The sequence below is a fragment of the Pseudomonas sichuanensis genome (assembly GCF_024749065.1).
In the GTDB taxonomy this organism is placed as follows: Bacteria; Pseudomonadota; Gammaproteobacteria; order Pseudomonadales; family Pseudomonadaceae; genus Aquipseudomonas; species Aquipseudomonas sichuanensis.
Window position 1 is genome coordinate 5037903 of sequence record NZ_CP087185.1, and the last position, 13422, is coordinate 5051324.

The following is a 13422-nucleotide window of genomic DNA, read 5'->3' on the forward strand; positions in this document are numbered from 1 at the left end:
AATTAAAAGGGACCCACGCAGCACTTGGGGAAGTGCTACAACGCGTCGGCCCAAAAACGAAAAGTTGAGCGCACTGTAGCGAGGCCGCAGAGATTAAGGAAATATCCTTCGACAATCCACCTTATAGAGAGTCTCTATCCAAGGAGAAAACCGATAGGGATTGTCCATACGCTTTGTTACAGACCGTTTCGCAGGCAGCGGGCGCCTTTCGTCGAAACGGCAAACTCGGTAAGGTCAGCGCGTTTTCCTTCTGCGGAGCGTTCCGATGCAAGCCCCCGTCCTTTCTGGCCCGCAATACCTGCGCGAAGGCCTGAAACTGATCCTCAGCCCGAGCCTGCGGCTGTTCGTGCTGTTGCCCCTGGCGGTCAACCTGCTGCTGTTCGGCGGGCTGATCTGGTTCGCCGGCCACGAGTTCAGCCTGTGGGTCGATGCGCTGATGCCCAGCCTGCCCGACTGGCTGAGCTTTCTTTCCTACATTCTCTGGCCGCTGTTCGTTGCCCTGGTGTTGTTGATGGTGTTCTTCACCTTCACCATGCTGGCCAACGTCATCGCCGCGCCGTTCAATGGCTTCCTCGCCGAGAAAGTCGAAGTGGTGGTGCGCGGCCAGGACAACTTCCCGGCGTTCAGCTGGGGTGAGCTGGTGGCGATGGTGCCGCGTACCTTCGGCCGTGAAATGCGCAAGCTCGGTTACTTCCTGCCGCGCGCCATCGGCCTGTTCATCCTGTCGTTCATCCCGGTGGTCAACGTGGTCGCCGCGCCGCTGTGGCTGGTGTTCGGCGTGTGGATGATGGCCATCCAGTACATCGACTACCCGGCGGACAACAACAAGATGAGCTGGCAGGACATGCTGGCCTGGCTGCGCCAGAAGCGCTGGCAGTCGCTGGGCTTTGGCGGCATCACCTATCTGGCGCTGATGATCCCTGGGGTCAACGTGGTGATGATGCCGGCGGCGGTGGCCGGGGCTACGTTGTTCTGGGTGCGCGAGCGCAATTAAGCGCGTGAGGGCACAACTGTCTTGTGTTGCTTGCAATGGCCTCATCGCCGGCAAGCCGGCTCCCACAGGTACGACGCGATCCATGTGGGAGCCGGCTTGCCGGCGATGAGGCCAGCGCAGGTCATGCGAATGGGTCAGTGACTCAACTGGCTGGAAAACTGCCCCACCGCATCCACCACCTTCTTCGCGCCTTCCTGGATCTCCACGATCACCCCGCCGGTATCGGCTGCCAGGGCCAGGCCCTGTTCGGCCTGGCGCTTGCTGGTGTCGATGATGTCCACCGCCGCCTGGGCCAGTTGCTCGTTCTGCTGCACCACCTTGGCGATTTCTTCGGTGGCGCTGCTGGTACGCGAAGCCAGCTGGCGCACTTCGTCGGCGACCACCGCAAAGCCACGGCCCTGCTCGCCAGCGCGGGCGGCCTCGATGGCCGCGTTGAGCGCCAGCAGGTTGGTCTGGCCGGCGATGTCGCTGATGGTCTTGATGATCGCGCCAATCACCTTGGACTGCTTGTCCAGCGCCTGGATGCCGTCGGCGGCATCCTGCATCGAGCCTTCCAGCCCGCGCATCACGTCCACGGTCTGGGTAACCACGTCGGTGGCCTTGCGCGCGCAGCTGTCGGTTTCCAGCGAGGTGTTGTAGGCGATGTCCGCAGCCTGGGCCACCGCCAGCTCCTGGTTGACTTGGTCGGTGATCACCGTGGCGAACTTGACCACTTTGTAGAGCACGTCGTGGGCGTCGATGATCGGGTTGTACGAGGCTTCCAGCCACACGGTGCGGCCATGGGCGTCGATGCGCTTGAAGCGCTCGGCAACGAATTCGCCGCGGCGCAACTTTTCCCAGAATGCCTTGTACTCCGGCGAGTTTGCCTCTTCCGGATCGCAGAACATGCGGTGATGCTTGCCACGCACCTGCTCCAGGCTGTAACCCATGCCCTGCAGGAACCGGTCGTTGGCGGTCAGCACCTGGCCGTCGAGGTTGAATTCGATCACGGCGGTGGAGCGCATCAACGCCTTGATCAGGCTTTCATGTTCACGCGACGTTTCGATGGTGCGGGTCAGGTCGCTGGAATGCAGGGTGAAGTACTTGATCTGCCCGCTGCTGTTCTTCACCGGCTGCAGGATCGAGCGCAGCCAGGCTTCTTCACCGTTGCCGCGCAGCAGGCGGAATGCGCCGTTCAGATGCTCGCCACGGGTGATTGCGGTTTTCATGCGCTGGTAGAAATCGAGCTTCTTGACGTGGGCCGGCACGATGTCTTCGATGTTGCGCCCGATCAGTTGCTCGGCGCGGTAGAGCATCTCGGTCTCGAAATTGCCGTTGACCGTCTCGATGCGCCCCTGGGGGTCGAGCTGGAGTACCAGCATTTCGCTGTCGAGGCTGTTCTTGACTTGTTCGATGGACATCAGCTCTTCACGCAGCTGCTGGATTTCTTGCTTCAGTTTGCTGTTGAACATCACCGCTCTCCCGGAGCGCACACCATAGTCGAATGCATCTTCATCGGCTGCGCCCCAGGGATTCTTGAGCGGTTGATGGCAATAATTCATCTGCGCAACGCGCCGAAAATCAGGCGTCATCCAGACGTCACAAAGCCGTCACATACCCGCAACGGGTGCGACGGAAACTTTTGCACATGAATACACCGTCCCTGCGCATCACCCTGGTCAGCGAAACCTTCCCACCGGAGATCAACGGCGTGGCCAACACCCTTGGCCGCCTCGATGCCGGGCTGCGCCAGCGGGGCCATCAGGTAGAGGTGATCCGCCCGCGCCAGGCGGGCGACAGCGTGCCGGATACGGAGGGTGAACTGCTGCTGTGCCGAGGCTGGCCGTTGCCGGGCTACCCCGGGCTGCAGTGGGGCGAAGTGTCGATGCACAAGCTGCTGCGGCGCTGGCGCCGCCAGCGCCCGGACGTGCTGTACATCGCCACCGAGGGCCCGCTGGGCCTGAGCGCCCTGCGCGCGGCCCGGCGCCTGGGTATTTCGGTGGTCAGTGGCTTTCATACCAACTTCCCACAGTACTCGGGCCAGTACGGCCTGGGCCTGCTGACGCGGCTGCTCACCCATTACCTGCGTTGGTTCCACCGGCGCACCACGATCACCCTGGTACCCAGCGCCAGCCAGCGCCTGGCCCTGGAGCGACGCGGCTTCGAAAACCTCGGCCTGCTGGCGCGGGGTGTCGATGCCTGCCTGTTCAACCCGGCGCGGCGCAGCCAGGCCCTGCGTGAGCAGTGGGGGTTGGCGGCCGATGACATTGCCGTGGTGCATGTCGGGCGCCTGGCTGCGGAAAAGAACCTCGCCCTGCTGCGCCCTGCCCTGGACACGCTGCAAGCACGTCATCCACAGCGCCGGCTGCGCCTGATCATGGTGGGTGACGGTCCGCAGCGCGCCAGCCTTGAACAGCAGTTGCCAGATGCCCTGTTCTGCGGTGCGCAACGTGGCGAACAGCTGGCCGAACATTACGCCAGCGGCGACCTGTTCCTGTTCCCGAGCCTGACCGAGACCTTTGGCAACGTGGTGCTCGAGGCGATGGCCTCGGGGTTGGCGGTGGTTGCCTACGATGAGGCCGCCGCCGCCCAGCACATCCGTCATGGCCACAGCGGCGCCCTGGCCATGCCGGGTGACCAGGCAGCGTTCATCGACGCCGCCTGTTGGCTGCTGGAAGAAAACGAAACCTTGCGCAGGGTGCGCCTCAACGCCCGCCAGCATGCCAGCCGCCAGGGCTGGCCGGCGATCGTCGAGCAGTTCGAAGGGTACCTGCGCGACGCCTGCCGTGCTGGCGTGCATGCGAGCGAGCAGGCGCCAGCCCATGTCGTGGCGATCAAGCCAGGGTCGTCAGCGCCTCGCGGCTGAACGGCAGCACATCCGCCTCACGCCCTTCACGCACTTTCTGCGCCCACTGCGCATCTACCAGCAGGGCACGACCCACGGCCACCAGGTCGAACTCCTCGGCCTGCAACCTGCGCAGCAGCCCTTCCAGGCTGGCCGGTTTGGCCACCTTGTCGGTATCGACCATGAACTGCAGGAACTCGCCGTCCAGGCCGACACTGCCCACGGTGATGGTCGGTTTGCCGGTGAGCTGACGGGTCCAGCCGGCCAGGTTCAGCTCGCTGCCATCGAACTCCGGCTCCCAGAAACGCCGGGTAGAGCAGTGGAAGATATCCACACCCGCCTCGGACAGCGGCTTGAGGAACGCCGCCAGGGCCTGCGGGGTTTGAACCAGGCGCGCGTTGTAGTCCTGCTGCTTCCACTGGGAGAAACGGAAGATGATCGGGAAATCCGGCCCCACCGCAGCACGCACGGCCTGGATCAGTTCGATGGCAAAGCGTGAACGCCCGGCCAGGTCACCGCCATATTGGTCATCGCGGCGGTTGCTGGCTTCCCAGAAGAACTGATCGATCAGATAACCATGGGCGCCGTGGATCTCGACACCGTCCATGCCGATGGCCTGGGCATCACGGGCAGCCTGGGCGAAGGCGGCAATCACCTCGCGGATGTCGTCATGGCTCATGCCATGGACCACGACCTTGCCGTCCTTGTCCTTGCCGCTCGGGCCATGGCCCGGCACGCTGGCATCCGGCTCGGTGCCCAGCCGGCGCACACTGCCCACATGCCACAGCTGCGGCACGATCCGCCCGCCTTCGGCATGTACGGCTTCGACCACGCGTTTCCAGCCGGCCAGCGCATCTTGGCCGTAGAAGCGTGGAACGTTGGGATAGCCGTTGGCGGCCTTATGACCAACCGTGGTGCCTTCGGTGATGATCAGGCCGACCCCGGCAGCAGCACGGCGGCGGTAGTACTCGACCACGCCATCATGGGGTACGCCACCGGGGCAGAAGGTACGGGTCATCGGTGCCATGACCACGCGGGTCGGCAAGTCGAGGGTGCCAAGGGTGAAAGGCTGGAACAGAGGGTTGCTGGACATGCGGCGCTCCCGACGGGTGAGGAAATGCGCCTGAGCTTAGGGGTAGCGGGTGGGTGGGCACAGCATTATTGATCGGGGTGATTGGCAGGTATCCCAGATGAGCGCGGGGCAGGCTGAGATCTCACAGAACTGCACAGCGCTTGCTGATTCGCGCGAACCTGTGGGAGCGGCTTTAGCACCGAACACCGGCATAGCCGGTGCCCAGCACCGCGTTGCCTGCTTCGCGGCTAAAGCCGCTCCCACAGGCTGCAAGTCAGGCCAAGGCCTTCTCGATCGCCTGCACCACGGTCGGATCGTCCGGCGCGGTACGTGGCGCGAAACGCGCCAGCACGCGACCATCCTTGCCCACCAGGAACTTCTCGAAGTTCCAGGTGATATCACCAGGAAACTCGGCGCCCTCGCCGGCCAGCAGCCGGTACAGGGCATGCCGCTCGGAGCCGTTGACGTCGAGCTTCTCGCTCAGCGGGAAGCTCACGCCATAGTTGCGGCTGCAGAACGCCTGGATCTCATCCGCGCTGCCTGGCTCCTGGCCGGCAAACTGGTTGCACGGCAGCCCCAGCACGTTGAAACCCTTGCCCTTGAACTGCTGCTGGAGTTTTTCCAGCGACGCGTATTGCGGCGTAAGACCACACTTGGAGGCGACATTGACCACCAGCACCACCTGGCCCTTGAATGGGGCAAGGGGCAGGTCTTCGCCGTTCAGCGCCTTCAACGTCAGGTCGTGAAATACACTCATGTTGATCCCCTCTCAGGTTCCCGGTTGTCGCTGGGGCGAATTGCGCCCACTAAAAAGGCGCGCAGCCAAACCGTCCACTCCCTGAGGATGTCCGGCTTGCCCGAGCGCCTGGCGACTCTCTGAGCTTAGCGCAGAAAATCAGTGGTGATGGCCACCTTCACCGTGGATGTGGCGGTGAGCGATTTCTTCTTCGCTGGCGTCACGCACGTCAACAACCTTGACCTGGAAGTTCAGGCGCTGGCCGGCCAGCGGGTGGTTGCCGTCGACGGTCACGTCGTCGCCGTCGATGTCGCGGATGGTGACGATCTGCATCTGGCCGTCCGGCGCCGAAGCGTGGAACTGCATGCCGACTTCCAGTTGGTCGACGCCTTCGAACAGGCTGCTGCTCAGGGTGCTGACCAGTTCAGCCGAGTATTCGCCGTAGGCTTCTTCGGGTTCGATGGCAACGGTCAGCTCGTCACCGGCCTGCTTGCCTTCCAGGGCTTTTTCCAGGCCCGGGATGATGTTGCCGGCACCGTGCAGGTAAACCAGCGGCGCACCGCCGGCAGAGCTGTCGATGGTCTCACCGGCGTCGTTGGTCAGGGTATAGTCGATGGAGACAGCCTTGTTGGCGGCGATCAGCATGGGGCAGGACCTTTTGCAAAAGAATGTAGAGCGGGGAAGTGTAACCAAGGCACCGTCCGATTGCGAACCGACCATGGACGAAGGGAGGCCCGTCAGTCTGATCACCGGCTTCCATCAGGACGAGGAAGGCCACTGGGTGGTCGACCTGTCCTGCGGCCACACCCAGCACTTGCGTCACCAGCCGCCCTGGCAGGCGCGGCCCTGGGTGCTCGAGCCCGGCGAGCGCGAACGCCGCATCGGCCAGGTATTCCACTGTGGCTGGTGCGCCCAGGGTGCGGTTAGCGATACCCTTGGCCGTTGATTTCCTTGCACCGCTTATTTCGAGAAGCACGCATGCAAACATTTTTCATTGCGCCGACCGACTTTGGTGTCGGCCTCACCTCCATCAGCCTGGGCCTGATCCGCACCCTGGAGCGCGCCGGGCTCAAGGTCGGCTTCTTCAAGCCGATCGCCCAGCCGCACCCCGGCGACACCGGCCCGGAGCGCTCCACCGAGCTGGTTGCCCGCACCCATGGCATCAAGCCGCCCCTGCCACTGAGCCTTGGTCATGTGGAGCGCATGCTGGGGGACGGCCAACTGGACGAGCTGCTCGAAGAAATCATCCGCCTTTACCAGCAAGCGTGCGTGGGCAAGGACGTGGTTGTGGTCGAAGGCATGGTTCCGACCCGCCACGCCAGCTACGCGGCCCGGGTCAACCTGCACCTGGCCAAGAGCCTGGATGCCGAGGTGATCCTGGTGTCGGCGCCCGAGAACGAGGTGCTCAGCGAGCTGTCCGGGCGCGTCGAACTGCAGGCCCAGTTGTACGGTGGCCCGCGCGACCCGAAGGTGCTCGGGGTGATCCTCAACAAGGTGCGCACCGATGAAAGCATGGCCGACTTCGCCACGCGGCTGCGCGAGCACTCGCCGCTGTTGCGCGGCAACGATTTCCGCCTGCTCGGCTGTATTCCCTATCAGCCCGACCTCAATGCACCGCGCACCCGCGACGTCGCCGAGCTGCTCGGCGCCCAGGTGCTCAACGCCGGTGACTACGACCAGCGGCGCATGAACAAGATCATCATCTGTGCCCGCACCGTGGCCAACACCGTGCCGCTGCTGACCTCGGGCACCCTGGTGGTGACGCCGGGCGATCGCGACGACATCATCCTCGCCGTGAGCCTGGCGGCGATCAATGGCGTGCCCCTGGCCGGCCTGTTGCTGACCAGCGACAGCAAGCCCGACCCACGCATCCTGGAGCTATGCCGCGGCGCACTGCAGGCCGGCCTGCCGATCCTGTCGGTCAGCACCGGCTCCTATGACACCGCCAATCAGCTCAACTCGCTGAACCGCGAGATCCCGGTGGACGACCGCGAGCGCGCCGAGTTCATCACCGACTTCGTCGCCAGCCAGCTCGATGCCGCCTGGCTGCACCAGCGCTGCGGCACGCCGCGCGAACTGCGCCTGTCGCCGGCGGTGTTCCGCTACCAACTGATCCAGCGTGCCCAGCAGGCCAACAAGCGCATCGTCCTGCCCGAAGGCGCCGAGCCCTTGCTGGTGCAAGCCGCCGCCCTGTGCCAGGCACGCGGTATCGCTCGCTGCGTGCTGCTGGCCAAGCCCGAAGCGGTGCAAGCCGTAGCACGGGCCCAGGGCATCACCCTGCCGCCCGATCTGGAAGTGCTCGACCCCGACCTGATCCGTGCCCGCTATGTCGAACCGATGGTCGATTTGCGCAAGAGCAAGAACCTCAACGCGCCGATGGCCGAGCAGCAGTTGGAAGACCCGGTGGTGATCGCGACCATGATGCTGGCCCTGGGTGAGGTCGACGGCCTGGTCTCGGGCCTGGTGCATTCGACCGCCAACACCATCCGCCCGGCCTTGCAGTTGATCAAGACCGCGCCGGGTGCAAGCCTGGTGTCGTCGGTGTTCTTCATGCTGTTCCCGGACCAGGTGCTGGTGTATGGCGACTGCGTGATGAATCCGCACCCCAGCGCCGCCGAACTGGCCGAAATTGCCCGGCAGAGCGCCGAGTCTGCCGAGTCGTTCGGTATCGCGCCACGGGTGGCGATGCTCAGCTACTCCAGCGACTCGGCCGCCAGTGACGAGGAAGTGGAAAAGGTTCGCGAGGCCACGCGGCTGGCGCAGCAGGCCGAGCACGACCTGCTGATCGACGGCCCGTTGCAGTATGACGCCGCCGCCAACCCCGAGATCGCCCGCCAGCTGGCACCGGCAAGCCCGGTGGCCGGGCGCGCCACGGTGTTCGTGTTCCCCGACCTGAACACCGGCAACACCACCCATAAAGCGGTGCAGCGCAGTGCTGACTGCGTAAGCCTCGGGCCGATGCTGCAAGGGCTGCGCAAGCCGGTCAACGACCTGCCACGCGGGGCCCAGGTGGATGACATCGTGCACACCATCGCGTTGACGGCGATCCAGGCCAGTACCGTGCACTGAAATGAAAAAGGGCCGCTGCGCGACCCATCGCCGGCAAGCCGGCTCCCACAGGGTTACAGTGATCTCTGTGGGAGCCGGCTTGCCGGCGATGGGCTGCGCAGCAGCCCTTTCGATATCAAGCGTTATGGATACTGCTGGACAGTACCCTGCTGGTCATACTGCTGACCCGGGATCGGCTTGAGGTTGACTTCAACCCGACGGTTCTGCGCGCGGCCATTGGCGTCGGCGTTGCTGGCGATCGGCTGGTCAGGGCCCATGCCACGCACCGTCACCCGCGATGCATCGACACCTTGCGAGGTCAGGTAGCTGCTGACGGCCTGGGCGCGGCGCTGCGACAGGTCCATGTTGTGCTGGCGGCTGCCGGTGCTGTCGGTGAAGCCGACCACTTCGATGGTGTTCTGGTTGAACTGCTTGAACGAACCGGCGAGGTTGTTCAGCGGCGAGTAGAAGCTTGGGGCGATGTTCGCCGAATCGGTGGCGAAGGTGATGTTGCCCGGCATGATCAGCTTGATCTGGTCACCCTGGCGCTGCACTTCGACGCCAGTGTTGGCCATTTGCGCACGCAGCTCGGCCTCTTGCTTGTCGGCGTAATAACCGTAGCCAGCGGCGGCGGCGCCCACTGCGGCGGCGCCGATCAACGCACCCTTGCCGCGGTTGTTGTGATTGATGGCGGCGCCGGCAACGGCACCTGCCAGCGCGCCCAGGCCGCCGTACTTGGCAGTTTTGCTCATCCCTGTGGAGCCTTGCGCCTGGCCTTGGTTGTCATACGGGTTGGGGCTGGCACAACCGGACATCAGGGCGGCGGCGGTAGCGACGATAATCAGACGACGCATGGTGAACATGGACAAGCTCCTACTGAAATTCAAAAGTGCGGCGGATCACTCACGGATCTGTGCCAGCCTTGGATTGCGGCAATGCGGAAAAATTCCATGCAACCTCAGGCTCGCACGAACGGGTTTTCGCGCATTTCGTCGCCGAGCCGGGTTTCCGGACCATGGCCGGTCACCACGATGGCGTCTTCATCGAGGCGGTACAGTCGCTCCTTGATGGAACGAACGATAGTCCGCTGATCACCACCCCACAAATCGGTGCGGCCGACACCACGGCGGAACAGGGTGTCGCCGGCAATCAGCAGTTTCTGCTCGGCGAACCAGAAGCTCATCGAGCCGGGGCTATGCCCTGGCGTATGCAGGGCCACGCCACAACCACAGGCCAGTTCCTCGTCGTCGCTCAGCCAGCGGTCCGGTGCAGGTACGGGCGTGTAGGGCATGCCGAACATCTGGCATTGCATCTCGAGGTTGTCCCACAACGGCTGGTCGTCCTTGTGCAGGTGCAAGGTGGCGCCGGTCAGTTCCTTGAGCCTGCCCGAGGCGAGGAAGTGATCGAAGTGGGCGTGGGTGTGGATGATGCTCACCAGGGTCAGGCCATGGTGCTGCAGGCGGGCGAGGATCTTCTGCTCGTCACCGCCCGGGTCGACGACTATGGCCTTCTTGCTGAGCGGGTCGCCGATCAGCGTGCAGTTGCACTGCAAGGGGCCAACGGGGAAGGTTTCGCGGATGAGCGCTACGGATGGTTTTTCCATGACAGGACACTGCACACAATTAATCGAAGAGGGTTTGAACACGCGCCAGCGCGTCCAGGATCACGGCTTCGGGAACGGATTCGATGCGCTTGGCACCCCTCGCTTCAAGGTCTACCGTGCGTAGCTGATTGCACAGCATCACACCTTGCGTCTGGGTACCGGCGCCGCTCAGGGTAACTGCAAAACCTGCGTGCCGGGAGAAATCCCCACCTTGTGAAATCGGCACGATCACCGCGAGCCCAGAGGTATTGAACATGGCGGGCGTCAACACCAGCGCAGGGCGCGAAGCACCTTGCTGTTCTCTACCGACGGTGGGGTCCAGGTTGATCCGGACGATATCCCCCCTGTCGAACCTGCCCCGCTTCAAACCTCACGCCCCACCGGACGCATTGCGTTCCAGTCAGCCATGTCTGCGGGTTCCGGCGCTGTCAGGTCACATTGCGCCATCAACTCTTCGAGCCGGTACTCGGGCTTCGATCTGACAGGTTTGAGCACCAGGGTCTCGCCGGAAGTATCCAGGCTCAGGGTCGACCCCACGCTCAGGTGCATTTGCTTGAGGACCGTTGATGGCAGACGAATCGCTGCGCTGTTGCCCCATTGCTGAATCTTGATCTGCATAAGTATCTCCCAAGGTAGATACATAGTAGAAACCCTCTCGACGATGGCAAGTGAAATGTAGAAACAGCGTATCTACATTGTCATCCACTCGACGTCGATGTAAGCCCATGTACTGCTTGAGAGACATCTCTCACATGACCTTGGGATGCAGCCTCAGCAATCAGCAATACTCAGGGCAGATACAACCTGAACAACCCGCCCCCCAGCGCCCCGCCATTGGCGATCTCGATTCGCCCATGCACGCCATTGCGCTCATGCAGTGCGGCGATGCGCGCAGCGAAGTACAAGCCCAGCCCGGTGCTTCCGCTCTGCTGATCGATACCTTGCACGTAATCCTGCTGGCGCTCGAGCATGCGCTGTGGATAACCGGCGCCATCGTCGTTGACGCTGATCACCAGCTGCTCGCCCACCTCCTCGATACCGATCAGCAACGTGTGGCCGGCATAGCGGATGGCGTTGGTCAGCACGTTGGCCAGCACCGATGCCACCAGTTCACGGTCGAAGAAGCCCAGCGGGCTCTCGGTGTCGATGCGCCAGGTGGCGAGGATGTCACGGTGCTTGAGCACCTCCTCATGCGCGGCCAGCTGAGCCTCGATGAAGTCGTCCAGCTCGTGGTAGTCCGGGCAGACCGGGAGCTGGTTCACCCCCAGTTTGTACAAGCCCAGCATCTGCACCAGCATGCCGTTGAGGTGGCGGAACTCGTGCTCCATCACGCCCTGCTCGGCACCGCCTTGCAACGCCTCGGGCAACCGCGCCAGCCACTGGTTGTGCGCCTGGATCAACGCCGACAGCGAGTTCTTCAGGTCGTGCACGGTGGAGGCGATCACCGTGGAGAAATCCAGCCCCTGGTTGTCCTGGTTCATGCGCCAAAGACCCGGATATGCAGTTTGCGGTAGCGATCGTAGCGGCTGTCGCTGGCAGGGATGCCGGCCACGCTGGTGAGGCAGCTGCGACACTCTTCCATCAATGCCGGTGGCGGTGTCTCGCCACCGATGCGCAGCAGCGCCTGGGCGGTGTTGAGGGCGATGCTGATGTTCTTCGGCTGCAGCGACAGCGCCTTGCGGAACATGCCCAGCGCCTCGCTGAGCTGCCCGCCCTGGTAGCTGCGCACGCCTTGACGGTTAAGGTCGACCGCCTCGGTCACAGCGCCGAGCACCACCGGGTCATCGGTAAGTTTGGCCACGCTCTGCATGACCTTGGGGTCGTCGCCGTAGGTTTCCACGCAGCCTTTGAGAATCGAAGTACCCGCCGCGTCCTGGCCCAGCTGCTGCAATTGCTTGGCCACGGTCAGCGCCGCTTCGACCGAGAAGAACTGCTCCATCTTCTCCAGGCGTTGCATGGCCTGTTCGGTGAGCTTGGCGGCTGTTTCCGCATCGCCCGCCTGCTGCAGGCTCGCCGCCTTCATCAACCGCGCCCGTACTTGCAGGCCTTGGTCCTCGACGTTTTCCTTGGCCACTTCACTGAGCACACTGTTGATCTCGACCCGGGTTCGCGCGTCGAGACCGTTGCCGGCATTCTTGTTCATCAAGGCCTGGGCCAGCCCCAGGTTGGTTTCGGCACTCTTGTAGCGCGAACTCTGGCCTTGGCTGACGGCATGCCGAAACGCTTTAGAAGCACCCTCGAAGTCGGCATTGTCCAGCGCCAGCTTGCCCAGCGCCGCTTGCCGGCGCACCGCCAGTGGCGACAGGCGTACCGCCTCCTCGAGCATGTGCTGGGCACGCCGGCTCTCGCCCTGGGCCACCAGCACCTCGGCCATGCCGTCATACAGGCTGGGCATGATCGGGAAGGCTTTGAGCGCCTGTTCGTATACACCCTGCGCCTGGGCATGCTGGCCGCGCTTGTGCAGCAAGCTGCCCAGCGCCGCATAGACCCACGGTTGCGGGCGGCTCGCGAGGATGCCTTTGAGGAATTTTTCCAGCTCGTCGAAGCGGTTGAGCTCGCGCAGCGCATCGGCACGATAGCGCAGGCACAGCGGCGCAAAGCGTGGGTCCTGCTTGCACAGCTCGGCACAGGCCGTCAGCACTTCGGCCGGGCGACCACGGTCAAGGGCCTGGAGAATCGGTTTGAGCAGGGTCTTGCGCTGAACCAGCTTTTCAAGGCGTTGGGCCAGGCCTACGCGGTTGAATGGCTTGGTCAGGTAAGCGTCAGGTTCGTGCTCGATGGCACTCAGAACGATGGCCTGGCTGCTTTCAGCGGTGACCATGATGAACACGCACTCATGGCTGATCAGCTTGTCGAGAATCAGGTCTTCGAGCACCTGCTGGCCGTTCTTCTTGCCGTCGCCCAGGTGAAAGTCCTGCAAAACGAAGTCATAGCGCTTCTGCCCACACATGCGCAGCGCCTGCTCGCCACTGTCGGCAGTGTCCACGTCGCGTGCACCCAGTTCGCGCAACATGGAGCGCGTCGACGTGCGAAAGTCTGTGAAGTCGTCGACGATCAGAAAGCTTTTTTGCCCGTACTGCAGCATCAACACGACCTGTAAAAGGAAGAAGGGAAATTGGCGCGTGGCAATGCAAGACGCCGAAAT

At 63.5% G+C, this 13422-nt stretch carries 14 protein-coding genes and 1 pseudogene; 4 read left to right on the forward strand and 11 right to left on the reverse strand.

What is annotated here, in order from left to right; all coding sequences use genetic code 11:
- Positions 1–265 precede the first annotated feature (265 nt).
- A complete protein-coding gene (gene cysZ / locus LOY51_RS22675; protein WP_125465495.1) occupies positions 266–994 on the forward strand; it encodes a sulfate transporter CysZ in 729 nt (242 codons plus the stop codon).
- A gap of 134 nt (positions 995–1128) precedes the next feature.
- Here the strand turns inward: cysZ and LOY51_RS27270 are convergent, their stop codons facing one another.
- Together LOY51_RS27270 and LOY51_RS27275 are read right to left on the reverse strand one after the other, a co-directional pair.
- Positions 1129–1560 carry a methyl-accepting chemotaxis protein gene (locus LOY51_RS27270; RefSeq protein WP_371923703.1) on the reverse strand — a complete coding sequence of 144 codons (432 nt, stop codon included), beginning with the start codon at positions 1558–1560 and terminating at the stop codon, positions 1129–1131.
- A gap of 114 nt (positions 1561–1674) precedes the next feature.
- Positions 1675–2565, reverse strand: a pseudogene (locus tag LOY51_RS27275) (PAS domain-containing protein); the annotation flags it as partial.
- A 56-nt stretch (positions 2566–2621) separates the two neighbouring features.
- Here LOY51_RS27275 and LOY51_RS22685 point away from each other — a divergent pair.
- The gene (locus LOY51_RS22685) at positions 2622–3839 is read left to right on the forward strand and encodes a glycosyltransferase family 4 protein (RefSeq protein ID WP_258643160.1); all 1218 of its coding nucleotides are present in this window, start codon (positions 2622–2624) and stop codon (positions 3837–3839) included.
- On the opposite strand, the gene LOY51_RS22690 is transcribed toward LOY51_RS22685, so the two are convergent.
- From LOY51_RS22690 to LOY51_RS22700, 3 genes are all read right to left on the reverse strand, one after another.
- Positions 3808–4911, reverse strand: a complete 1104-nt coding sequence (locus tag LOY51_RS22690; protein WP_125860311.1) for an NADH:flavin oxidoreductase — start codon at positions 4909–4911, stop codon at positions 3808–3810. The two genes, LOY51_RS22685 and LOY51_RS22690, sit on opposite strands and share 32 nt — an antisense overlap.
- 253 nt (positions 4912–5164) lie before the next feature.
- The gene (locus tag LOY51_RS22695) at positions 5165–5647 is read right to left on the reverse strand and encodes a glutathione peroxidase (protein WP_110994814.1); all 483 of its coding nucleotides are present in this window, start codon (positions 5645–5647) and stop codon (positions 5165–5167) included.
- A 138-nt stretch (positions 5648–5785) separates the two neighbouring features.
- Entirely contained in the window at positions 5786–6271 is a 486-nt protein-coding gene (locus tag LOY51_RS22700; protein ID WP_125465500.1) for an FKBP-type peptidyl-prolyl cis-trans isomerase, read from the reverse strand.
- Here LOY51_RS22700 and LOY51_RS22705 point away from each other — a divergent pair.
- Complete coding sequence (locus tag LOY51_RS22705) at positions 6270–6572, forward strand: DUF3565 domain-containing protein (protein WP_125860315.1); 303 nt, start codon at positions 6270–6272, stop codon at positions 6570–6572. The two genes, LOY51_RS22700 and LOY51_RS22705, sit on opposite strands and share 2 nt — an antisense overlap.
- A gap of 32 nt (positions 6573–6604) precedes the next feature.
- Positions 6605–8695: a phosphate acetyltransferase gene (pta, locus tag LOY51_RS22710; RefSeq protein ID WP_258643162.1), complete on the forward strand. Its 2091-nt coding sequence runs from the start codon at positions 6605–6607 to the stop codon at positions 8693–8695.
- Positions 8696–8817: 122 nt separating this feature from the next.
- Here pta and LOY51_RS22715 read toward each other — a convergent pair whose 3' ends face one another.
- From LOY51_RS22715 to LOY51_RS22740, 6 genes are all read right to left on the reverse strand, one after another.
- Positions 8818–9537: a YiaD family glycine zipper/OmpA-like lipoprotein gene (locus tag LOY51_RS22715; protein ID WP_125465502.1), complete on the reverse strand. Its 720-nt coding sequence runs from the start codon at positions 9535–9537 to the stop codon at positions 8818–8820.
- A gap of 95 nt (positions 9538–9632) precedes the next feature.
- A complete protein-coding gene (locus LOY51_RS22720) occupies positions 9633–10277 on the reverse strand; it encodes an MBL fold metallo-hydrolase (RefSeq protein WP_110994809.1) in 645 nt (214 codons plus the stop codon).
- Between the two features lie 19 nt (positions 10278–10296).
- Entirely contained in the window at positions 10297–10644 is a 348-nt protein-coding gene (locus tag LOY51_RS22725; RefSeq protein WP_125860317.1) for a type II toxin-antitoxin system ChpB family toxin, read from the reverse strand.
- The gene (locus LOY51_RS22730) at positions 10641–10919 is read right to left on the reverse strand and encodes an AbrB/MazE/SpoVT family DNA-binding domain-containing protein (protein WP_258643165.1); all 279 of its coding nucleotides are present in this window, start codon (positions 10917–10919) and stop codon (positions 10641–10643) included. Before LOY51_RS22730 ends, LOY51_RS22725 begins: the two co-directional genes overlap by 4 nt.
- Before the next feature lie 146 nt (positions 10920–11065).
- Complete coding sequence (locus tag LOY51_RS22735) at positions 11066–11758, reverse strand: sensor histidine kinase (protein ID WP_258643167.1); 693 nt, start codon at positions 11756–11758, stop codon at positions 11066–11068.
- Positions 11755–13362 carry a tetratricopeptide repeat-containing response regulator gene (locus LOY51_RS22740; protein ID WP_125860321.1) on the reverse strand — a complete coding sequence of 536 codons (1608 nt, stop codon included), beginning with the start codon at positions 13360–13362 and terminating at the stop codon, positions 11755–11757. The genes LOY51_RS22735 and LOY51_RS22740 overlap by 4 nt, the downstream gene beginning before the upstream one ends.
- Positions 13363–13422 lie beyond the last annotated feature (60 nt).